21 protein-coding genes are annotated in these 23,510 nt (G+C 37.8%); 8 read left to right on the top strand and 13 right to left on the bottom strand.

Going from position 1 to position 23,510, the window contains the following annotated elements; all coding sequences use genetic code 11:
- Positions 1-17 precede the first annotated feature (17 nt).
- Together OK18_RS11135 and OK18_RS11140 are read left to right on the top strand one after the other, a co-directional pair.
- Positions 18-464 (top strand): GNAT family N-acetyltransferase, encoded by a 447-nt coding sequence (locus tag OK18_RS11135; protein WP_053328030.1) that lies wholly within the window; start codon positions 18-20, stop codon positions 462-464.
- Positions 465-591: 127 nt separating this feature from the next.
- A complete protein-coding gene (locus OK18_RS11140) occupies positions 592-2,073 on the top strand; it encodes a S8 family peptidase (RefSeq protein WP_053328031.1) in 1,482 nt (493 codons plus the stop codon).
- A 151-nt stretch (positions 2,074-2,224) separates the two neighbouring features.
- Here the strand turns inward: OK18_RS11140 and ygiD are convergent, their stop codons facing one another.
- Both ygiD and OK18_RS11150 read right to left on the bottom strand, forming a co-directional pair.
- Complete coding sequence (gene ygiD / locus OK18_RS11145; protein WP_053328032.1) at positions 2,225-3,052, bottom strand: 4,5-DOPA-extradiol-dioxygenase; 828 nt, start codon at positions 3,050-3,052, stop codon at positions 2,225-2,227.
- Between the two features lie 186 nt (positions 3,053-3,238).
- Positions 3,239-3,748 carry a YceI family protein gene (locus OK18_RS11150; RefSeq protein ID WP_050019445.1) on the bottom strand — a complete coding sequence of 170 codons (510 nt, stop codon included), beginning with the start codon at positions 3,746-3,748 and terminating at the stop codon, positions 3,239-3,241.
- Positions 3,749-4,175: 427 nt separating this feature from the next.
- On the opposite strand from OK18_RS11150, the gene OK18_RS11155 reads away from it, so the two are divergent.
- The gene (locus OK18_RS11155; RefSeq protein WP_053328033.1) at positions 4,176-6,311 is read left to right on the top strand and encodes a S9 family peptidase; all 2,136 of its coding nucleotides are present in this window, start codon (positions 4,176-4,178) and stop codon (positions 6,309-6,311) included.
- Positions 6,312-6,643: 332 nt separating this feature from the next.
- A complete protein-coding gene (locus OK18_RS11165) occupies positions 6,644-7,669 on the top strand; it encodes an LLM class flavin-dependent oxidoreductase (protein ID WP_053328035.1) in 1,026 nt (341 codons plus the stop codon).
- A gap of 223 nt (positions 7,670-7,892) precedes the next feature.
- Here the strand turns inward: OK18_RS11165 and OK18_RS11170 are convergent, their stop codons facing one another.
- Together OK18_RS11170 and OK18_RS11175 are read right to left on the bottom strand one after the other, a co-directional pair.
- Positions 7,893-10,928: an AAA family ATPase gene (locus tag OK18_RS11170; RefSeq protein WP_053328036.1), complete on the bottom strand. Its 3,036-nt coding sequence runs from the start codon at positions 10,926-10,928 to the stop codon at positions 7,893-7,895.
- Positions 10,929-10,931: 3 nt separating this feature from the next.
- Positions 10,932-12,137, bottom strand: coding sequence for a metallophosphoesterase family protein (locus OK18_RS11175; protein ID WP_053328037.1), 1,206 nt, complete (start codon positions 12,135-12,137; stop codon positions 10,932-10,934).
- Between the two features lie 83 nt (positions 12,138-12,220).
- On the opposite strand from OK18_RS11175, the gene OK18_RS11180 reads away from it, so the two are divergent.
- Together OK18_RS11180 and OK18_RS11185 are read left to right on the top strand one after the other, a co-directional pair.
- Positions 12,221-12,472: a VF530 family protein gene (locus OK18_RS11180; RefSeq protein WP_050019451.1), complete on the top strand. Its 252-nt coding sequence runs from the start codon at positions 12,221-12,223 to the stop codon at positions 12,470-12,472.
- A gap of 206 nt (positions 12,473-12,678) precedes the next feature.
- Entirely contained in the window at positions 12,679-13,179 is a 501-nt protein-coding gene (locus OK18_RS11185; protein ID WP_053329353.1) for an FKBP-type peptidyl-prolyl cis-trans isomerase, read from the top strand.
- 237 nt (positions 13,180-13,416) lie between these two features.
- Here the strand turns inward: OK18_RS11185 and OK18_RS11190 are convergent, their stop codons facing one another.
- From OK18_RS11190 to OK18_RS11205, 4 genes are all read right to left on the bottom strand, one after another.
- A complete protein-coding gene (locus tag OK18_RS11190; protein WP_156173268.1) occupies positions 13,417-14,013 on the bottom strand; it encodes a hypothetical protein in 597 nt (198 codons plus the stop codon).
- 4 nt (positions 14,014-14,017) lie between these two features.
- Positions 14,018-14,395: a YchJ family protein gene (locus OK18_RS11195; protein WP_053328039.1), complete on the bottom strand. Its 378-nt coding sequence runs from the start codon at positions 14,393-14,395 to the stop codon at positions 14,018-14,020.
- Positions 14,396-14,606: 211 nt separating this feature from the next.
- On the bottom strand, positions 14,607-16,748 hold the full coding sequence (locus OK18_RS11200; protein WP_053328040.1) for a M3 family metallopeptidase: 2,142 nt from the start codon (positions 16,746-16,748) through the stop codon (positions 14,607-14,609).
- A 178-nt stretch (positions 16,749-16,926) separates the two neighbouring features.
- Positions 16,927-17,295 carry an SPW repeat domain-containing protein gene (locus OK18_RS11205; RefSeq protein ID WP_053328041.1) on the bottom strand — a complete coding sequence of 123 codons (369 nt, stop codon included), beginning with the start codon at positions 17,293-17,295 and terminating at the stop codon, positions 16,927-16,929.
- A gap of 325 nt (positions 17,296-17,620) precedes the next feature.
- On the opposite strand from OK18_RS11205, the gene OK18_RS11210 reads away from it, so the two are divergent.
- The gene (locus OK18_RS11210) at positions 17,621-18,436 is read left to right on the top strand and encodes a head GIN domain-containing protein (protein ID WP_053328042.1); all 816 of its coding nucleotides are present in this window, start codon (positions 17,621-17,623) and stop codon (positions 18,434-18,436) included.
- Positions 18,437-18,438: 2 nt separating this feature from the next.
- On the opposite strand, the gene OK18_RS11215 is transcribed toward OK18_RS11210, so the two are convergent.
- The 5 genes from OK18_RS11215 to OK18_RS11235 form a co-directional block, all read right to left on the bottom strand.
- The gene (locus OK18_RS11215) at positions 18,439-20,328 is read right to left on the bottom strand and encodes a monovalent cation:proton antiporter-2 (CPA2) family protein (protein ID WP_053328043.1); all 1,890 of its coding nucleotides are present in this window, start codon (positions 20,326-20,328) and stop codon (positions 18,439-18,441) included.
- Between the two features lie 4 nt (positions 20,329-20,332).
- The gene (locus OK18_RS11220) at positions 20,333-20,854 is read right to left on the bottom strand and encodes an NAD(P)H-dependent oxidoreductase (protein ID WP_050019456.1); all 522 of its coding nucleotides are present in this window, start codon (positions 20,852-20,854) and stop codon (positions 20,333-20,335) included.
- Between the two features lie 196 nt (positions 20,855-21,050).
- On the bottom strand, positions 21,051-21,860 hold the full coding sequence (locus OK18_RS11225; protein WP_050019457.1) for a TPM domain-containing protein: 810 nt from the start codon (positions 21,858-21,860) through the stop codon (positions 21,051-21,053).
- Complete coding sequence (locus OK18_RS11230) at positions 21,841-22,269, bottom strand: TPM domain-containing protein (protein WP_050019458.1); 429 nt, start codon at positions 22,267-22,269, stop codon at positions 21,841-21,843. The genes OK18_RS11225 and OK18_RS11230 overlap by 20 nt, the downstream gene beginning before the upstream one ends.
- 3 nt (positions 22,270-22,272) lie before the next feature.
- Positions 22,273-22,878 carry a LemA family protein gene (locus OK18_RS11235; RefSeq protein ID WP_053328044.1) on the bottom strand — a complete coding sequence of 202 codons (606 nt, stop codon included), beginning with the start codon at positions 22,876-22,878 and terminating at the stop codon, positions 22,273-22,275.
- A 75-nt stretch (positions 22,879-22,953) separates the two neighbouring features.
- Here OK18_RS11235 and OK18_RS11240 point away from each other — a divergent pair, with 75 nt between their 5' ends.
- On the top strand, positions 22,954-23,451 hold the full coding sequence (locus OK18_RS11240) for a dihydrofolate reductase (protein ID WP_050019460.1): 498 nt from the start codon (positions 22,954-22,956) through the stop codon (positions 23,449-23,451).
- Positions 23,452-23,510: the final 59 nt, after the last annotated feature.

The raw sequence follows: 23,510 nt of genomic DNA on the forward strand, positions 1-23,510 counted from the left end.
AATAAATCTAAATAAGCATGAATATATATAGAACTGATTCTACCAATAAAGACTTTCAAAATTTAGTAAAGCATCTTGATGCTACCCTGGCCTCGCATAATGGGGATAATCATGATTTCTTTGATCAATTTAATAAAACAGATACCATCAAAAATTGTATTGTTGTTTATATAGATGAAGTTCCCGCAGCATGTGGAGCTTTTAAATCGCTTTCAGAAAATGCGGTTGAAATCAAAAGAATGTATACCCACCCTGAATTCAGAAAAAGAGGATTAGCTTCGGCTGTAGTGGCAGAACTGGAAAAGTGGGCTAAAGAACTCGGATTTGAAAAAGCTGTTTTGGAAACCTCCCGGGAACTGAAAAATGCTATTTCCGTTTATCAGAAGAATGGATTTCAGAGGATTCCTAATTATGGGCAATACATTGGAGTTGATCAAAGTGTATGTTACGAAAAAGTATTATAATATTGCTTTTGTTTTGAAAGATTAATGATGGAAGCATTATTAATATTCATATAATGCAAAATTCACTTTGAAAAAATAAATAATTCTCATTAAAGTGTTATATTGGTCCTTACCAAAATTATAACATATGAAAAAAATTGTATTCCTATTAGCAATATCTATTGCTTTACATTCGTGTAACAGGGAGGATCTTCAAGGTGAAAGTGCCAGAATTGAAATGAATCAGAAAGATCCGTTGACGGCACGGCAAATTAATGAGAAGATCAATCAATCGATCAAAACAAACGGTGCTTTTAACTGGAGCAATGAATCAGACCATTTTATATGGAGTGCTGTTTTCCGCGGAAACATGATGGTATCCATAGGATTTGGAGACTCTAAAGATGATTTTGACAGAAGCAAATCTCCCAACAATGAAGCTATTGAAAGTGAAATCCTTTCGGTCATCAAAAAATATGAAGAAAAAGATGAGCGGAATTTTCTTCTTCTTTCAGATCCTTATCTTAACCAAATGGACGTCGTCATTGAAAAAGAAGAAACCATTACAGCACTTCGGAAGATGAAAACCATCCGATATCTGGAGCCGGCAGATTATCATTATTTTGAGTTTGAAGCCCAATATAATACAGCTGCAAAATCTTCAGGAAGTGGTTCATCAGGATGTGGCTTTTCATCTTCAACCTTAAATACAGCAGACTATACTTCTACCACTCCGGGGGCAAAAATTCCATGGGCTTTCACCAAACACAACATTCCTGATGCCTGGAACTACAGTACAGGAACGGGGGTAACTATTGGTCTTATTGATACAGGAGTTTCCCCTGAACAGACCTTACTGGGAGGAAGCTTTAATAATGGTGCTTCTTCAGGAAGAACAATCAGTAAATTCGGGGTATATAATTCAGACGGGTCAGCAGATCAATGTGGTCACGGGACAAAAATGGCTTCAGTGATGGCAGCTCCCAGAAATAATGTGGGCTTGCCTGTAGGAGTAGCTTATAATGCTAATTTAATCGCTTACAGAGCCGCAGAAAATGTTGTTCTTGAAACCTCCGGTGAGCAGACTGCTGTAAAAACAGCTTTCACAGAATTAGGCAACAATGCTAATGTGAAGATTATTTCCATGTCAATGGGGCACATATTCTCTGTAGGGAAAATTGAAGACGGTGTAAAATATGCTTATTCCAAAGGAAAACTTATTTTTTGTGCAGGAGGAACTTCTACCAGCTTTACCAATTTTGTTGGAGTGATTTTTCCTGCATCAATGCCGGAAACCCAGGCTATAACAGGAGTAAAAGAAAATACTTCCAACCAGAAATGCAATGTATGCCATTCCGGCAGCCAGATAGACTTTACCTTTCAGATGGAGCGGGCTTCAGGAAATACCGTTCCGGTGTTAAGCTACTACAACGGACAGGCAGATTATGTGGGAGGCTCTTCAGTAGCAACAGCAGCAACAGCCGGAATTGCAGCTTTAGTCTGGTCTAAAAATCCATCATGGACAAGAGAACAGGTACTTAACAAAATGAGGCAGGCTGCTACCTACTATCCCAATGTAAATTCCAGCTACGGTTACGGAAACATTAATGTTTTAAAAGCTGTACAGTAATCTGAAAATAAGCAAAGCTGGGTCTGAAAGAATGAGCTGGAAGTGATGAACTGTGTAATTTTTCAGCCATTTGATGAAATCTCATTAATAAATGGGGAAATTCTTTTTTTTAACTTTAATAAGTTCCTTCTTTCAGCATCCGGCTTTCTATCTATCCAATCCTTACACTGGTCATACTCAATGATCCTCCAATAAGCTCATCATTGAATAAAGCTAAATCTTCAGATCGTTCTTTCAATCCTAAAGTATAGAGTAGTGGAAGGTAATGATCAGGAGTAGGAACAGCATATTGCAAAAATGTTCCCTGTTTCCGATAGTCGATGATATTCTGGAAATTCCCATCCAGAAGCCAGTTGTTGGTTTTTTCTCGGGCTTCCACTGCCCAATCCCAGCCGGCGCCTACCGTATTAATATTTTTCCAGTCGATCAAACGGAGATTGTGAACAATATTCCCGCTTCCGATAATCAGTATCCCTTTTTCCCGGAGTTTATTCAGTCTTTTAGCCAGATCATAATGATATTTCGGAGGCTTTGTATAATCAATGCTCAGTTGAATCACGGGGATATCCGCTTCAGGATACATATGCTTGATGACAGACCATGCACCGTGATCAAGTCCCCAGCTGTGATCTTCCTCCACTTCAGCAGGTATGAGGAGTTCAGCAGTTTCCCTGGCCAGTTCCGGGCTACCCGGTGCAGGATATTGTACATCGAATAATTCCTTTGGGAAGCCATAAAAATCATGGATGGTTTTAGGCATTTCCATGGCTGTTACAAAAGTTCCTTCCGTATACCAATGGGCAGAAATACATAGAATAGCGTTAGGCTTGGGGATTTCTGTAGCTGCCTTCCGGAAACCCTGTACAAACTGATTTTCTTCAATAGCATTCATAGGTGAGCCATGCCCGAGAAATAACACCGGCATTCTTTGCGTACTTTTGAAACTGTCGCTTATATTTTGAAGATCATTAAGATTCATAATAGTAAAGATTAAATCTTAAAAAACACCTTAGTTCACGTAAGTATGTTAAAATGATGTGGACAGATAAACCCACATAAGTGGAAAACAAGATTATCAAAAACTTAGGAGAACTGGTGTATTAAAAAGCCAAAAGGTTCAAGGTTTTAGAAAAATCCCTGAACCTTTCAATAAATAGGGTATAAATTATTGCTTTACAAACTGTAATTCACCAGCGATTTTTACTTCATCACTTACCATTACTCCACCAGCCTCAAGAGCCGCATTCCAGTTAAGTCCGAAATCTTTTCTGCTGATTTTCCCTTCAAAAGAGAAACCTGCTTTTGTATTACCCCATGGGTCAACGTTGATTCCTCCGAAGTCCACATCTAATTTTACCGGTTTTGTAATCCCGTTAATAGTAAGATTACCTACTACCTCATTGTTCAGATTCTGAGATTCAAAAGTAATCGTTGGATGTACCTCTGCATTGAAGAATTCAGCAGACTTTAAGTGGTTATCTCTATCAGTATTGTTTGTAAATACAGAATCCGTCTGGATCGTAGCAGTAGTTTTTGCATTGGCGAAAAACTCATCTTCAGATTCAATCTGAGCGGTGAAATTTCTGAAACTTCCTTTTACATTAGAAATCATCATGTGTTTTACTTTAAAAGTAATTTCACTATGCGTTGGGTCTAGGTTCCATTTTGTTGCCATTGTGTTATATTTTTGTTTGTTATTAATGATGCAAATTTAGGATAGAGCACATATACCAGTCATTGATATAGGATAAGAAATGCATGGAAGCCTCTTTTTTTACTTTGGATCTTGAACTTTAGGAGCTTTTCCTGCTATCCACTCATACTCCTCGCGCCCAACACTCCCACGTCAAACCTCGTATACGCTAAACATGCTGCGGGGTAACCGTTCCTATCAGGGCTAGGGTCTTTACCTTCATTACAATATCCGGCATTGCTAGGAACGGATGGGGAGTAACTTAACCGGTACTTCTGCCAAAAAAACTACAATTAAGTTAAGAAATTATTTCAATCAATTCGTTAATTACATTTTATGAATGTTTTATTTTAACATTTCTTAACGGATAGTTTTTATTTCTTATTTTTGATGGATTCAATTTTATGCAATGAAATTATATAAATTTTCTTTATTAATGCTGGTTCTGGGAAGTTCAGCTTTTGCCCAGACACAAAAATTTACAATGGCGGAAGCTGTAAACGGAATGAGAACGAATCTTGCCGTGAAAAATATTTCTCAATTTTCATGGTCTGCAGATGGAAAGTCTTATATCCAGGCAGTAAAAGGCGGATACTTGGTTACAGATATGAAAACCAATAAACAGGATACACTGATATCTTTGACACAGCTCAACAGACACTTTGCCCATGATAAACTAAAGGCGGTTCCGCAAATTAAATTTTCAGGAAACTCAGGATATTTCAACACAGGAGATACAATGTTCTGGATTGAAAAATCAGGAAACGAATGGAAAGTGAAAGATCAGGTGGCAATAGATAAAGACGCTTCCAATATCAAAATGTTTGGAGACGGTCAAACCTTTGCCTTTACCGTAAAGAATAACCTGTTTGTTAATAAAAACGGGAAAACAATCGCAGTTACGACTGAAACAAATGAGAATATTATCAGCGGTCAGGCTGTTCACAGGAATGAATTCGGAATTGATACTGGAATTTTTCCCGCTCCCAATTCAGAAAGTGTAGCATTTTATAAAATGGATCAGAGTATGGTGGCAGACTACCCTATCATCGACTGGTCTGTGACACCTGCGGTAAATCACAATATCAAATATCCGATGGCAGGCCAGACTTCTCATCAGGTGACCTTGGGAGTTTTCAATATTAAAAGCCAATCAACAACGTTCCTGAAAATTGAAGGTGAAAAAGACCAGTATTTAACGGCAGTTACCTGGAGCCCGGATTCAAAATATATCTTTGTAGGGGTACTCAACAGAGGGCAGAATCATATGAAGATGAATCAGTACGATGCCGTTACCGGAGAATTGGTAAAAACTTTATTTGAGGAAAAAGACAGTAAATATGTTGAACCGCAACATCCGCTTACGTTCTTCCCGAATTCCAATACCGATTTTATCTGGCAAAGCCAAAGAACAGGATACAATCACTTATTCCACTACAGCCTGGAAAAAGGACTTATTGCCCAAATTACCAAAGGAGACTGGCTGGTGACAGATATTTTAGGTTTCAACGAAAAGAAAAAAGAAATCTATTTCACTTCTACCAAAGAAACACCTCTGGAAAGACATTTGTATAAAATCAACTGGACCAATTTCAAAATGCAAAGGCTGGATAGCGGAGAAGGAATGCATACCGGAGTTTTAAGCAGTGACGGAAATTATATTTATGATGCCTACAGTAATGCAAATACTCCAAGAGTTGCCAATATCATTAATACTGCCAATTTAAAATCCACCAATATTCTTACTGCTGAAAATCCGTTAAAGAATTACCAGAGACCGGAGATTAAAAACGTAGAATTAAAAGCAGACGACGGAACTCCTTTATACGGAAAGATCATCCTTCCGACTCATTTTGATCCGAACAAAAAATATCCGGCAATTGTCTATTTATATAATGGGCCTCACTTACAGCTGATTACCAATACTTTCCCGGCATCAGGAAACCTCTGGTATGAATATATGGCCCAGAATGGCTATATCATCTTTACAATGGATGGAAGAGGTTCTGCCAACCGTGGAATGAAATTTGAGCAGGCTGTTTTCAGAAATCTGGGGACCACAGAAATGAATGACCAGATGAAAGGAGTAGATTATCTGAAGTCTCTTCCTTATGTGGATGCAGAAAGAATGGGAATTCACGGATGGAGTTTCGGAGGTTTTATGACCACAAGTTTTATGCTTCGTAAAACGGATGTTTTCAAAGTAGGAGTTGCTGGTGGACCGGTAATCGACTGGAGTATGTACGAAATCATGTACGGAGAAAGATATATGGATACCCCACAGGAAAATCCACAAGGATATGCAACGGCTAATCTTTTGGATAAAGTTCAGAATCTGAAAGGAAAACTATTGATGATCCACGGAGCACAGGATGATGTTGTGGTATGGCAGCATTCCATTAAATTCATCAAAGCAGCAGTGGATAATGGTGTTCAGTTAGATTATTTTGCTTATCCGGGCCATCCGCATAATGTAATTGGAAAAGACAGGGTTCACCTGATGCAGAAAATAACAGATTATTTTGATTTATACCTGAAAAAATAATAATAGAATCCAGTCATATCGGCTGGATTTTTTATTTGCATGAGATTGGAAAACGTAAAGTGTAAAATTAATTTTAAATGAGAGGTATGGGTCCCGCAGATCAGGGGGATTAAGCAGATTTTTTTCACAACGTCTGCAAATCTGTAAATCAGAGAGAAACAATAAGCATTCAATTTTATCTTTAAGAAAATCTTTGCGCCTTAAAAAACATGCAAATTCCAACATTAAAGTAAACCAAAGATTTATATTTAGGATCACACTTTCCGATCTTATCAAACATCAATGTTTTTGACTTTTTATTCCTGTAATTTTGTTCTACTAAAATCAACAATATGGAATTAGGAATAGGAATGTTCGGGGACCTGGCTTTTGATCAGTCAACCGGAAAATATAGAGATGCAGGAACGAAAATTTACGAAATACTGGATCAGGTAAAATTAATGGATGAGGTGGGTATTGATGTTTTTGCGATGGGAGAGCACCACCGTCCGGATTATGCCGTTTCTTCTCCGGAGATGGTATTGGCAGCAGCAGCAAGCATTACAAAAAATATAAAGCTGGCAAGTGGAGTAACGGTTTTAAGTTCTTCTGAGCCTGTAAAAGTATATGAAGACTTTTCAACGCTCGATTTGATTTCAGACGGAAGGGCAGAAATCTTCGTGGGCCGCGGAAGCTTTATCGAATCGTTTCCTTTGTATGGATATTCATTGAATGACTATGAGGAACTATTTGATGAAAAGCTGGAGCTGTTACTGAAAATCAATTCAGAAGAAAATGTAACATGGTCCGGAAAACTTCGTGCACCCATGCAAAATCAGACCGTGTATCCGAGAGCCAAAAATGATGGGAAACTTCCGATCTGGAGAGCGGTAGGAGGAACTCCGCAATCTATTCTGAGTGCTGCACAATTGGGAATGCCTTTAGTGGTAGCCATCATTGGAGGAATGCCAATCCAGTTTAAAAACCTGATTGAATTTTATAAACAGGAATATCAAAAAGCAGGACATGATAGGGCAACTATGCAGATTGCGATCCACTCACATACTTTTGTAAGTGATGACCAAAATGTAGTAGACGGTTACTTCCATAACTACAAATCCCAGATGGATAGAGTAGGTGCTTCCAGAGGTTGGGCGCCTTATACCAAAATGCAATATGATGGAGGAAGAAGTAAGGATGGAGCTTTATTTATTGGGAGCCCGGCTGAGGTAGCAGATAAAATTGCTTATATGAAAGAACTTTTCGGAATTACAAGATTTATCGGACATATGGATATCGGAGATCCTGCTCATGATATTACCCTGAAATCAATTGAATTATTCGGAAAAGATGTTAAGCCTGCAATACAGGGCTTGTGATCTAACCGGTATAACTTTTATTAATTAACCCAAAGGTCACAAAAGTTTTTAAACACTTTAGTTATTTTTAAGTCACATACTTTGCGTATAGGAAGTTTACTTAAGTTTTATGAAAATCATTGATTTTCAGTTAATATACACTTTTTATGCAGAGCAATTGTGAGCTTACTTAAGTGAACTCAAGTGTTTTAAAATAAACTTTTGTGACTTTTTGGTTTAAAAATCAAATAATCTGAATTAAGCTTCCTCTTTCTTCATCCTTAATAATGTTGAGTGCCGTAGGAATCTTCTCTTTAAGCTCTTCCACGTGAGAGATAATTCCCACGATCCTGTTTTCCTTCATCAGGTTGGTGAGCGTTTCAAATACAATATTTACAGACTCTGTATCCTGTGTTCCGAAACCTTCATCAATAAAGAAGAAGTTTTTATCAGCCTGAGCATTAGATTGGACGCTTTCTGCTAAGGCTAAGGCAAGGCTCAGTGAAACCTGGAAAGCCTGTCCCCCCGAAAGCGTTTTCACACTTCTGCTTCTGCCTTCGTTGAGGTAATCGATGATTTCAAAATCATTATTTTCATTCAGTTGAAGGCTCAGTTGATTCCTGGTCATTTTATGAAAACGTACATTGGCATGATCACATAGCTGTCTTAAGTAGATAGAGGATACATATTGTACAAAACCTGCTCCTTTAAAAAGGTTCATCATCAGTTTTAAATTGTCAGCACGTTTTTGGAGGATTGCAAGCTGTTGCAATAACTCTCCTTTTTTATGAAATTCCCTTTCCAGCCGCTCTATTTCAGCTTTTATTTTAACAACCGAGTCATTGGTTTGTTTCAACTCATATTGAGTTTCATTAAACTGCTTCTCAGTCAAAGAAAATTGCTCATCATCGAATGATAGACCTTTAAGCTTTAATTCCAGCCCTTCAATAATTTTTTTCAGGGTTTCAAAATCAACTTTGAACCTTTGAATCTGTACCTTTGTATTCTCAATATTAAGTTCCTGAAGTAAAATGTTTTCCACTTCCTTAAGATCTTTGAAATTTTGCTCTGTCAGGGCTTTATCAATCGTTTCTTTATTGTCAGAAATTTCTTTTCTAAGTTCAGAAATTTGCTTTTCAGCCTGATCTGCAATAGCTTTTTGTTCCGCCAGTTTGGGGGCCAGAATTTTTTCCTGTTCAGCAGCTTTCTGATAGTTTTGCTCTGTTTCAATATTAGATTGTATCAGCTTCTGATAGACTTCTTCAACATCCGGTACATTCCTCTGCTCATAATCCGTCCAATTCAGGATTTTAAGATTGGAGCGGTTGATATTAATCTGCTCTTGCTTGGTAACCTCATCAAGCCTGAATGTTTCAAGAGCCGTTTTGTATTTTTCTAAAAGCCTGGTTTCTTTATCCCATGTTTCGCGTTCCAGGATAATATTCCGTTCGATTTCCACAATCTTTTTATCTAAAGCAAAAGAATCAGCTCTTTTTTTCTCAAACTCATCCTCACGATCAGGATTGAACTGTTTCCAGGTGAATTGTTGAAGATGATTTTGCATATCTTTCTGAAGCTGTATTAATGTTTTTTGCTCAGCAATAAGCTGATCCTCAAATATTTTTTTCCGGTCCAGGATTTTTTCAATGTCAGATTCCTTTTTCTGGGTGGTCATAATCTCTTTTTCCACAGTGTTGAGTTGATCCTGAATTTCTTTCAGCTCAGTATTTACATCATGAAATTCTACAATATGGGGATGTTCTTTGGATCCGCAGAGTGGACAATTATCTCCATCGTGCAGTTCGCTGGCAAAACGGGACAGCTCTTTTTGGATTTTTAAATGATCCAGCTTTTGTGAAAACTCTTTTTTCCTGGTCTCCAGAATTTCCCGCTGAATTTTAAAATCCTCTTTAAAACTTTCACGGAAATCAAAAGGTTTTAATTCCTCAGCAATATGTGTAATCTGTTTTTGAAGCTTCTCAACTTTTTCATTTTGCTCCTGCTGAGATTTCTTTACATTTTTCTGTTGCATAAACCAGTTCCCAATCTCTGAAAGTAAAGCAGGATCGAGTTTCTGACCTTTTAAAGTCTCAATCTGTTTAGAGAGTTCAGCAATTTTCTTTTCAATGGTCTGCTTTGAGGTTTCTACTTCAGCTACTTTTTCAGCGCCTTTTTGCGTCCTGTCCTTAAGGATTTCAACCTCAGCCGAGAACTTCAGTATTTGTAGAATAAGGCTCAGGTCATTTTCCTGTATCCTAGATTGCTCCAATGCTTTGAATTGGGGTTCAAGAGCAGAAAGCTGCCGGGTGATGGTATTGAAGTTTTTTTCTGTTTCCTGAAGGATTTTAATCTGATTTTCCTTTTCAGTTTGTTTATGGATAATCTCTTTTGAAAGCTTGTTTTTTTCAGCAATTAAAGGATTAAAAACCCTGAAAACACGGTCATATAGCTCAATCCGGATTTCCAAAGCATCCATTTCCGGTTTCTGTTCAGAGAGCTTACGGAAATTTTCCCTGTTTTGTTTTAAACTTTCAAAATCGGTTTTCAGATTTTTCAGTTGCTGGTAAGTATGGGAAACTTGTTCAAACTTTTCATTGATTTGTGCCAGTTTTTTCTGTTCATCTGTTAAAAGCTCTCTTTGTTGCTGAATCTTTTCCTCATTGATTTCTTCAAAACCTTTCAACCTGCCTTCAAGCTGATCAAGTTCAGACCTGTTTCTGGCACTTAATGTGGAAACATTATCCTGAAGATCATAACGCTGCAGGCCAAAGATATCCTTCATCATATTAGTTCGGTCAGCAGCACCCAGTTCAAGGAATTCCTTAAACTGACCTTGTGGAATAATAATAGTTCTTTTGAAGTTGGAATAGCTTAACCCAATAATGGCCTCTGCATTCGAATGATCCAATGGAATCCATTTATTATCAGCATACTCATAGAAAGTGACGGAATAAGGTTTTACCTCCTCAAATTTTTTTGCATGGCGTCTGAAGTCCCTTGTAGCACGGAAAATTTTATTCTCATAATTGATGAAATCAAACTCTATATATGAACTGTTTGATTTTAAATTCATCATATTGTATGCCCTTTTATCCCGCATGTTCAGGCGCTCCGTTTCCCCATATAAAGCAAACGAAATAGCCTCAAGTACCGATGATTTTCCGGAACCTACAGCTCCGAAAATACCAAATAACCCTGCATCCGTAAGATTTCTGAAATCAATTTTCTGACGTTCCTGGTAAGAATACAAACCTTCAATAGTAAGTTGAATAGGAATCATAGCTTAGGCATTTAAAATTTCATTAAACAATTTCATAAGATCATCATTGGCTTCCTGCCCGCCATTTTTAGATTTAAAATAATCCTTAAACAGGCTTTCTATATTCTGGTTTAAATTGATTTCCAGGTTTTGCTGTTCTGTACATTCTTTGTTTTTCACCCTGGGAATTAAATGGACAATACCGGTATGTGACTGGTAGATAAGTCTTCTTTCATCAGCCGTTAAGAAAGTTTCACTTTCTAACGTGAGCTCAATAAATGTATCAGGATTTTCCCTCAGCCATTGAACGCAATTTTCAATGGTAGTAAAAGTTTTTCTGACTAAAGCTCTTCCGCTTTTCAAAGCTTTTTTTTCATAGGAAACAGGTTTTTCAGGTTGGGCATCAATAATAGACACATATTTTGTCTGCCCTGATTCACTAAAACTATAGCATAGCGGAGAAGATGAATACACCACAGGCTTTTCTGCTGTTCCGATATTCTGAAAACCATGCAGGTGACCTAAAGCCGTATATTGAATCTGATTAGGAATACTATCCGAATAAATCAAATCTGCATTCCCGATTTTGATAGGTTTTTCACCTTCCGGTTCTTCCAAAATTTCGGCGCCTCTTTTGTTCATATACAAATGAGCTGTCAGAAGATTCACTCCGGAAGTATCACAGAACCGGTCTGCAAGTTCTTTCCATGTCTGTGACAACACTTTGTTGATTTCCTCCTCTTTATTTTCACCAAAATATTCCTTTAAACGGATTTCATTGGCATAAGGTGTGTGCAATATCCTTACAGGAAAGCCTACATTTTTGATCTCCAACTCTATAAAGCCTGCTGCCGAATTCTTAATGCTAAAAAAAGCTGTTTGAAAAGGAGCAATCTCTGCCTTGGGATGTCCTATTAAAATAATTCCGCATTCCCGTGCCAGGGGATCAGGAGCATTAATTAAATTCGGGGAGTCGTGATTTCCGGAAATAGCAATAACGGGACGTTTACCGCTAAGGGATAATCGTTTCAGTGTTTTATAAAATAGCTCAACGGCTTCTACACCTGGATTAAAATTATCGAAAAGATCTCCGGCGACAATCACAAGATCCACCTGCTCTTCATCAGCAATGCTAATGATCTCTTCCATAACCGGAATTTGCTCTTCCAGACGGGAAAAGCGGTCTAATCTTTTTCCTAAATGCCAGTCGGCAGTATGCAGAATTTTCATACATCAAATGTAAGAACAATTAGGAAAGAGATATTACGGATTTCCATATAAACTTTTAATAAATTAATTTTACAAAAAAAATAATGGAACAGCAATCCAAAGATCCCTTACATGGAAAAAGACTCGACGCTATTCTTGAAGAACTGGTAGAATACTATGAAGGATTTGAGAAATTAGGTGAGCAGATCAACATCAAATGTTTTACAGATAACCCCAGCATCAGCTCTTCCTTAAAATTTCTGAGAAAAACACCCTGGGCAAGAACAAAAGTTGAAAGTTTATATCTCTTTGTGCTAAGGCAGAAAAAGAGAAATGAAGCCAGAAATAAAAAATAAGGGTGAAAAAGTTACTGTTGGCTTGATCGGAGCGGCTGTTTTATGAAAATTTATAAAATTGACTTTTATTAAGGTATAAAAAGAGATAGGGCTATCTTTATGAGCTTTAATAAAGTTCTTCCGGCCTTCAACCTAACTAAAAATCATTCAAAAACAGTATATTTGTGCTATTAATCGTGAGTAACTTCACGAAAAAAAAGAAAAATATGACAATTGAAAACAATCACGTTGTAGCTGTAAAATACATCCTTCACACAATCGAAGCAGATGGGAGTAAGGTTCTTGTAGAAGAAACCACAGCAGAAAATCCACTTACATTCTTGTACGGTGTGGGAATGATGATTCCAAAATTTGAACAAAATATCCTTGGCTTGAAAGCTGGAGATAAAGCAGCTTTTACCATTCAGCCTGAAGAAGCTTATGGTGAAAGACAGCCGGATGCCATTGCACAGCTGCCGGTTGAAATGTTTAAAGAGTCCGGGCTTCCGCCTGTCGGAGCTATTTTACCTCTTTCTGACAATCAGGGAAATAATTTCCAGGCATTCGTAGTAGAAATTACCCCTGAAGTTGTAGTAGCAGACCTTAACCACCCGATGGCTGGTAAAGTTTTAGATTTCCAGGTGGAAGTTCTGAATACACGCCCGGCAACAGAAGAAGAATTATCACATGGTCATGCCCATGGAATTGATGGAACAGATGCTCACTAAAAATAGAATGTCCGTTTTTTTCGGACATTTTTTATAATCATTTGTAATATCAATGAACGGGCTTTAGCCCGTGAAAAATAAACAAATAATTCCATTGGCTTTAGCCAAAATAAAAAAGACGCAAACTTAAAGAGTGCGTCTTTTTATTTAGGACTATTCAAGTCAGCATTTCATCTGCTCTGCTTTGGGATATGCTAAATTTATGATTGACGGAGTGGCTCTCACTCCTACTCAGTATTATTCTGCGTTATATTCCGTCACATCAATTAATGTCAGGTACCATTTTGCTCCTATCCTGGTCATAACAAATCTGAAGCCATTGATGGGGGCATTTTCCTTACTGTTCTCAGCAAGCGTTACAAAAACTACATTTTCAGGATCAGAATTAATTTTAAAAATATCCTGGTCCTTTATAGAAGATACGTCTGAGAATTTATCCACATAATCATTAACCGAATTGGAATTAAATTGAACAAATAAACCCTCTTTTTTCCACTTCTTATTTTTTGAATCATATTCACTAACATCACCAAATTGGATTGGAAACTGATTCCTGATATTCCATGCTTTTTCAATATATCCTAAAGGCATATCGAAGTCCACCTCTTCATTCAAAACAAAGCCCAGATCACCACCACTTTTAAAAAGGACCCCGACTCCATAAGCTTTGTTTACATATGCATTCATAAGATCTCCGTTTTTGTTCTGAAATCCTTTTAAAATGTCGGTAACTGCTGTTGAGATCTGCTTTTTATCTTCCGCTGTCTGTGCTCTAAAAAAACTAAAACTACAGAGCAGAAACAGCATTGTGTACATAATAATGTTCTTCTTCATATGATTAATCTAAAAATTCTCCTGAAACATAATACCAACGTTCATGCATTTTCTGGAAGACAGAAAATTCGTGATGAATCTGCGGCTGACCGTCCTGATCTGTATAATAAGCTTTAAATTCAACATGGTTTAAAGCCGGAGTCCGGATAATCTCCAGCTTCGTCCATTGGTTGATTTCTCCCCATTCCTGAAGATCTTGTTTATTGTGATATTTCCTTTTCCCAGGAAGGGTAGTCTCCATTAAATATGCTCCATTCGGAATAGCGAAAGCAGAAAATCTGGAACGCATCAATGCCTCAGCAGTGGGAGCATGCTTTTCTCCGGTGTGATAAGGTTTACAGCAGTCTTCGTAGGGTTTTCCTGAACAACAGGGACAATCCATATTTTGTATTTTAATTTCGAACCACAAAAATATAATAAATATCAATAGCAACGGGCTTTAGTCCGTTCAATCAATAAGGAATAATGAATGGCTTTAGCCGAAACTTATAATCTCCCGCCGATTAAGCAGATGTTTGCGGTAAAATTTGCATAATCTTCTCAATCTGCATGAAAATAAAAAGAAGCACTCTTAAAGAATGCTTCCCATTGATTTATTTAATAAAACCTCTGTTTCTTAATAAAGGCTTGATATCCGGATCATGTCCCGTAAAATCTCTGAAGGCCTGATTAAGATCCACAGAATTTCCTACAGAAAGAATATATTTTCTGAAACGGTCGCCATTTTCTCTTGTTAATCCACCATTCTTGCTGATCCATTCCCATGCATCGTTATCCAATGTCTCAGACCATAAATAGGCATAATATCCTGCTGAATATCCACCTCCCCAAATATGGGCAAAATAAGGAGTATGATATCTTGGAGGTACCGTTGCCAGATTAAAGCCATGGTTGGCTAAGGATTGCTTTTCAAAATCTAAAACAGGAATAAATTGTTTTTCGTCGTTTACCGTATGCCAATCCATATCCAGTGCAGCAGCAGAAACCAATTCAGTAGTCATATATCCTTGGTTGAAGGTAGCTGCTTTTTTGATCTTTTCTACTAAAGCTTGCGGAATAGGTTGTTTCGTTTCATAATGAACAGCATAATTCTTTAAAACAACAGGATCCAAAGCCCAGTGCTCATTAATCTGTGATGGAAATTCCACAAAGTCTCGCGGTACATTGGTTCCGGAAAGGGAAGGATATTTCTGGCTTGCAAACATTCCGTGGATAGAGTGACCGAACTCATGGAAGATCGTTGAAACATCGTCATAACTGATTAATGAAGGTTTTCCCGGAGCTGGTTTCTGATAATTGTAGCAGTTCACGATTACAGGTTTTGTTCCCAATAAATAAGATTGTTCAACAAAATTACTCATCCATGCCCCTCCGTTTTTAGAATCCCTTGTGTAGAAATCCAGATAATAAATTGCGATGGATTTTCCGTCATGATCGAAAACTTCATATGTAACTACATCAGGATGATAAACAGGAAGATCTGTTCTCTTTTTGAAAGTCAGCCCGTAGAACTTTTCAGCAGCGAAGAAAACACCTTTTTCCAAAACGGTTGTAATTTCAAAATAAGGTTTGATCTGGTTTTCATCAAGATCATATTTTGCTTTTCTCACTTGTTCAGCGTAGAAGTTCCAGTCCCAGGGCTCTACTTTAAAGCCTCCTTTTTGTTGGTCAATTAAATCCTGGATGTCTTTTGCTTCGCGTCTTGCCGTTTCTACAGCAGGAGTCGCGATTTGGTTCATAAGTTTTATAGCAGCATCAGGCGTTTTGGCCATTTGATCCTGAAGTTTCCATTCTGCGAAATTCTTTTTGCCTAAGATCTGAGCTTTTTTCAATCTGAGCTTCGCCAGTTTCTCAATGGTTTCTCTGGTATCATTAGCATCACCTTTTTCAGCCCTTCCCCAGGAAGCCTTAAATAATTTCTCTCTGGTAGCTCTGTTTTTTAAGTTTTGCAAAAGGGGCTGTTGAGTGGTATTCTGTAATGCAAGAAGATATTTACCAGGCTGTCCTGCCGTTTTAGCATCGGCTGCAGCTGCGGCAATTTCATCAGCTGAAAGCCCATCCAGTTCTTTGGCATCAGTAAAGAATACCCCTCCCTGTTTTCTGGCTTCCAATAATTTATTGGCATATTGGGTAGAAAGAGAAGCCAGTTCCTGATTGATTTGTTTTAACTTTTCCTTATCAGCGGCAGAAAGATTAGCACCGGCAATTTCAAAATTTTGTTTATAATATTGAACTAATCTTTTGCTCTCAGGATCCAGTCCATCTTCTTTAATGGATTGTATTCTTTTATAAAGGTTTTCATTCAGGTACATTTTATCGGAATGGGCTGCAAAAATAGGAGCATACTCTTCATCCAGAGCCTGTAAAGTAGGGTTGGTATTTGCGCTGGTCAAGTTGGAAAATACAATTTGTGCTCTTCTCAATACTTCACCACTTCTTTCCAATGCAACAATTGTATTCTCAAAAGTAGGAGCAGCAGGATTGTTGGCAATTTTGATGATCTCAGCTTCATGTTGCTTTAAACCGAAATCAAAAGCCGGTTTGAAGTGCTCGTTTTTAATTTTATCAAATTCCGGAGCTTCGTACTGAAGTTTACTTTTCTTCATAAACGGATTGGAAGATAAGGCCGGATCGGGTGCAGGAAGTTCCTGTTGAATATCGGTTTGTTTCATTGTAGTACAAGATTGGTTGAATGCCAAAGCAGAAATTAATAATACCGATGAAATATTCTTCATAAATATAGTTGTTAGTAAAGCATAAAGATATTAAAAACTTACTTTATAGCGCCCATTTTTGAGTAATGTATTTACCGAAAACCAATAGACTTTTTTAAACAAGTAAAATTGTAACCATAACTTATGTTTTAAGAAAGAAGGAAGCTGAAAATTTTAGTTTTCTCAAGCCTCCGTTCTTCTAAGTGCTTCTGATGGTAAACTTTGTATCAGGAGGCGTTTTGGTAGTAAGGAGAACAATTACAATTTCAAAGGCGCCCAGAATGAAATGGGGCCAGTATATTGTCTCATTAAAACCAAATAACCATGGTGAAATCAATAAAAGAGCCGCTGACATAAGGTCGAGGAGCAAATGTCCTTGAAAGGAAAACGCAGGAGCTATAGCATATTCATAATCTGTGAGCAGACTGTAAATAATAGTCGAAACCCCCAATATAACCGGCAAAACTGTTGCAGCACTGTGATCTGCAAACCCTAACAGCCAGGGAATGGCTATGAGTAGCGCGCCCATAAGGTAGTCAAGGACGGCATGGATTTTTGATGAAATCATAATAATATTTTTTGTGGTGTAGGGTGTATAGTGCAAGCATTATACCATCAGATTCCTATGCTTTAGTTTAAATTATTGAATGTCAGGTATTTTGTATTAACAAGAAGAGAGTGGCAGAAAATAACTCCTGACAGTTATCGCAGGCCGGAAACATCAATAGGGTTAAACTATTGTTTTCAAACATTTAATATCTTCCAGCTTTCTTCTTGATGTAAAGATTATCTATTTCCAGCACAGATGAAATAATAATAATTTTATCCAAAAGAGATGTAATATTTTTCATAATTTAGTTGTTATTAATAATAATAGATAAAAGAAAATAAACATGAAAACAAGGACTCTTTTTATTTTTTCAGCCTTAGCGGTTTTAGCCTCATGCAATGAAAGACATGAGAAGAAAAACAGGGAAAAAAGTGATTGGGTAGAGAAAGTGGTCAATAAAGAAAGTGGGCCTATAGAGCAAAAAGAGTTCACCGGAAATTTTGATGAAATCCAGGTTTCTCAAGCTATAGATGCAGAAGTAATCAAATCCGAAACAGAAAGGGTAGTGATTTCTGCTCCTCGAAGTATTATCAATGAAGTTCTTGTAGATAATGAAGGTGGAAAGCTGCATATTCATTATAAACGTGGGATCAGGGTAATGAATATTAATAATGTTACAGCCAAAATTTATACTAAAGATTTTACGAAACTCGGTGTGGACTCTGCCGCAAAAATTACAGTGAAAGATAAATTTACCCAGGATAAAACAGATATTGAAGTATCAAGTGCAGGAAGTATTTCCGGGGACATTGAAGCCAATGAACTGGGAATTAATGCAGACAGCAGCAGTAATTTTACCGGTAAAATATGGGCTGTAAATCTTGATATTGAAACTTCATCAGGATCAAGTATCAGTATTTCAGGGAAAGCTAAACATGCTGACATCAACTCTTCTTCCGGAAGCAGTGTTTCAGCTCAACAAGTAATTGCAGATAATGTAGAAGCCGATGCATCCAGTGGAGCGAGTATAGAAATCAGTGCAACCACTACAGCCAAAGCAAGTGCCTCTTCGGGGGGAAGTGTGGATATTGCCAGAAAAGGAGAGCTTAAAACCGTTAGTAAGGAAGAAAACAGCGGAGGAAGCGTCAATATTCAATAAATTTAACTGAGGTTTTCCTCTTCCTCATCTTCATCTTCTGTGGATGAGGAATCTTCCCAATTTTTATGATCAAAGGTCAGGTTATCATAGGCCAATAATTCCTCTTCCCGCTGGAGGATTTCTTTTGTGGAAAATAAGGCGATATCATCATTTTCTTTTATTCTGGCCAGTTTTCTGATGGAAGCTTTATCAATAGCCATAAACCTCTGCCCCAAACGTCTTGCTGCATATTTTCGCATCCCCGTTTCATGAAGAACATCTACCGCCATATCTACGGCAGTTCCCAATGTTTCCCGGTAAATATGGGTAATTCCATTGTTGAGGTATTCATAGGCATCGATCCTGTTTTTTGCCCTTACAAAAATTTTCACATCAGGGTAATGTTCCCGAACCAGTTCAGCAATGAACATATTATCATCCGGATCATCAAGGCATAAAACAAGAATTTCTGCCTCTTCAATTCCGGCTGCCCTTAAAATGGGAATTCTTGTTGCATCCCCATAATATACTTTAAACCCATAACTTCTCAGAAGTTTCACACGGTCTGAGTCTCTGTCCAGAACTGTTGCCGATATCTTATTAGCCTTTAAAAGCCGCCCTACCGTGCTTCCAAAATGTCCGAAACCTACAATAATGATCTTTTTCTGGCTTACCTCGCTGTCAAGAATATTAAAATCATGCTCTTCTTCAGGCACTTCCCTGATGAATTTTGGAGTAATGAGCCTATCATTGAAAATGAGAAGAACGGGCGTTATGCACATGGTAATCGCTGTGATAGCCATCAGCTGGGCATTCAGTTCAGGATTTAAAAGATAAAGATCCGAAGCATAATTGATCAATACAAAAGCAAATTCTCCTACCTGCGAAAGTGCAAATGCGTAGAACAGGCTTTGCGGATTGTCCATTTTGAAAAACTTCCCGATAACGTACAGAACCAAAAATTTTACAATCACTACAGCGAATACCGTACTGAAAATAAATACCGGATCCTGCCGGATGATATTGAAATTGATGGTTGAACCTACACTCACAAAAAAAACGGCGAGTAAAAGTCCTTTAAAAGGATCAATCTGGGCTTCCAGCTCATGCCGGAATTCACTGTTGGCAAGCATTACTCCGGCAAGAAAGGCTCCTAATGCAGGAGAAAGACCAATGACTACCATGAGCTCAGAAACTCCGATGACCAGAAACAGGGAAGAGGCTGTTAATAATTCCTGCATTCCCGATTTTGAAACATACCGTAGAAAAGGGACAAATACATATCTGCCTAAAAGAATCAATAATGCAACCCCGAAAATTACAGTTCCTGCCTGAAGCCATTCCGGAAGTTTCTGGATGAGGATCTGAATTTCATTATCATGATGCTTAGCTTTATAATTGGCAATAATCGGTAAAATTGCTAAAATAGGGATTACGGAAATATCCTGAAATAACAGGGTAGAGAAGGAGGCTTCTCCTGCTATTGTTTTAAGGTTGTTCTTTTCTTGTAAAGTTTGCAGAACAATTGCTGTAGAAGATAACGCAAAACACATAGCCACAGCAATGGCTTTATCTATCCTCCATCCTACACTGATGAAAACAAGAAATAATAAAGAGATGGTAAGAAGCATCTGCGTGAGCCCTAACCCCATTATTTTTTTACGCATGTCCCAGAACTTTTTGGGTTCCAGCTCAAGTCCTACCAGGAATAAAAGCATAATCACACCAAACTCGCTGGCATGCATAATGTCATTTACGTTATTTCCTGTGAGTTTTAATACATAAGGACCAATAATAATTCCTCCTAAAATATAACCAATCACAGAGCTCAATCCTAATTTTCTGGCCAGTGGAACCATAATAATGGCTACTCCTAAGAAAATTAATGTGTTCATTGCTAAGCTGGACTCCATAGGTTTATTGATTGAGTAGTTCTGAGAACTCTTTTTTATGTAAAATAATTTCTTTTTTAGAAAGTTTATTGGCTTCGTAAACGATTTTGATGTGTTTGATGTTGGCTTTGAAAACTTTTAAAGACACAATTAATCCACTGATCAGTTCATCAATCGTATATTGATACGTTCCTGTTTTAGTAAAAGACCTTTCTTTTCCTCCGGTAGTTATCAGAATATAGACTTCCTTATTTTCGAGCGGGTTATCTTTTCCGGGTTGTAGCCAATCGCGGTCAAAGACCTCATCAATCCATAGTCTGAGTAACGGAGGCATCCCGAACCAGATTAAAGGAAACTGAAAAATAAAACGGTCATAATGGGCAAGCCGTTTCCGTTCCCTGAAAGCGGCAATATGGAAATCAGGATATTCTTCATAAAGATCTCGCAGGGTATAATGCTGATGCCGAACATAAAAGTTGATGAGCTCTACATTCGAATTGGAGTGCTCCAGATAGGGATGGGCAAATACTACTAGCGTCTTCTTCATAATCCTGTTTTCAGTAAATATAGTAAAAAAATATTGTATAAAAGTAGGGTTTTGTGTTGATTTATTAATTTTTTAATATGTAAAAATCGATTTTGGGTAAAAATCAATCAAAGAAAGGGTTTTATTTTAGTTTTTAAATAAAAAATCAGGCCGTAAAGACCTGATCCGTTTATGTATTGTTATAATTTTATTGTGATTACCATCCACCGGACGCACCACCTCCGCCAAAGCTTCCGCCTCCGCCAAATCCGCCGAAACCGCCTCCGGAACTACCTCCGCCGAATCCTCCGCCTCCGAAGCTGCCGGGAAACGGGAAGAAACCTCCGGGATAATTTCTGCGTCCTCTTCGGGAGATAATTACATCATCATCGTCATCATAATTTCCACCACCGCGTCCTCCTCCTTTATTACCGAAGAGAATAGCAATGATAATAAAGATTATAAATGCAATCACCAGTACTTTTAAGGCACTTCCATCCCCTGAAGGGGTTGTAGTTGCCACCGGTTTGAATTTTCCCTGGACGGCTTCCATAATGGCTGAGGTTCCGCCATTGATCCCATCATACCATTGTCCTTTTTTGAAATGAGGGGTAACAATATAATCCAGGATTTGTCCTGCAACGGATGCTGTCAGATATTGTTCTACAGCTCTTCCCTGCTGGATAGACATAGTCCTGTCTTCTGTAGCGATCAGGAAAACAACTCCATTATCCACTCCTTTCTTACCGATTTTCCATTTTTGCCCAAACATAGTGGCTAGGAAATTGACATCTTCTCCTTTAGTAGAAGGGATGATCACTACCTCAATTTCCGTTGAGGTGGAATCTGCAAATTTGATCAGTTTATTATTCAGTGCATCTTTTTCCTGCTGGGAAAGAAGACCGGCCTGATCATAAACGGGATATAAAACCGCAGGTTTTTCAGGAATGGTATACTGTGCAGATACAAGACTGTAAAAGCACACTAATAAAAATGAAAATACTATTTTAAGAGAACGTAATTTCATTCGGGAGCTGGTTTGGATTTTCTCCTTCTACAGGAAAATGTTTTTTAAGTTCAAGTCCTGTTTCCAGGATAGCGCTTTTCAAAGCCTGGTAATAATTTCCTTTGGCAAATTCTGACGTAATGTAATCATGCAGATGATCCCAAAAGGTTTGATGTACTTTCTCATGAATACCGACATCGCCAATGATGGTGAGATACTTTTGTTCAAAGTTGACATGAAAAAGAACGGCATTCCTGTCTGTGGTTTTATCCATACGTAGTTCTTTGAAAATTTCGAATGCCGTCTTGGCATAATGATCCTGCGTATTGGAATCAATATGTACCCGGATCTCTCCGGTAGAATGGTTTTCTGCCGATTGTATAGCCTCCACAAGGGATGCAATCTGCTGATTTGTAAGGAAATTACCCATTGTTTATTTGAATACTTCAGGTGCTTTTTGAGCTCCTGCCTCGGCTTTGAAATAAGGTTTTTCTTTAAAGTTGGTAAAGTTCGCCAGAATGTTATTCGGGAACGTTTTGATAGAGGTATTATAATCCTGGGCAGCTTCGTTATAATAAACAGTTTCTGCTCTGATACTGTTTTCAATAGCTGTATACTCTCTCTGGAAGTTAATATACTGCTGATCTGCCTTTAAATTCGGATAAGATTCCACTACGGCCATTAAACGGCTTAATGCACCGGATAATTCTCCTTGTGCTGCCTGGAATTTAGCGATATCAGCATCCGTCATATTGGTAGGATCGATATTGATTGAAGTTGCTTTAGAACGTGCTTCAACAACTTGTGTTAACGTTTCCTGCTCAAATTTTGAATACGATTTTACGGTTCTTTCCAGGTTAGGGATAAGATTTGCTCTTTTCTGGTACACAGTCTCAACATTGGACCATTTTGTGTTGACCGTCTGTTCTTTGGTTACAAAGTTGTTATATCCGCTTTTTCCCCAGAAGAATAAAACAGCAACAATAATAAGGAGGGCTATACCAATAGTTCCGGCGCCCAGACATCCTTTATTTTTCATAGTTTATTTTTTTAAATTTTTTGTGCTAATCAAATATACAAATTATGTGCTAATTTTGTAGAAAATTATATTTGAATGACGACAATAGTGGTAGCAATGGGAGAAAAGAATGAGATTGGTTTTGAAAACCAGTTGCTCTGGCATCTTCCCAAGGATTTAAAACATTTTAAAGATATTACTTCAGGACATCCGGTAATCATGGGAAGAAAAACATATGAAAGTATTGGCAGACCTCTTCCTAATCGTACCAATATTGTTGTTTCAAGAAAGAAAGATTGGTTTGAAGAAGGAATTCTCATTGTAGGAAGCCTTAAAGAAGCTATAAAATTTGCCAAAAAGATTGATGAAGAAGTATTTATTATCGGAGGAGGAAATATCTATGAGCAAACCATGGATGTCGCAGATAAGCTCGAAGTTACGCGGGTAAAAGCCGATCTTGAAGCAGACACCTTTTTCCCCGGAATAGATGAGAAAATCTGGAAGAAAACAAATGAAACCTGCCATGAAAAGGATGAAAAAAACGGATATGATTTCTGCTTCCAGACGTTTGAAAGAATAAAGATGGAAGTTTAGGCAGCCATAACCAATTTTGCTTCGCCAGGTAAATTGTGAATTTTCTTACAGGATATAAA

This window comes from Chryseobacterium gallinarum, from assembly GCF_001021975.1.
In the GTDB taxonomy this organism is placed as follows: Bacteria; Bacteroidota; Bacteroidia; order Flavobacteriales; family Weeksellaceae; genus Chryseobacterium; species Chryseobacterium gallinarum.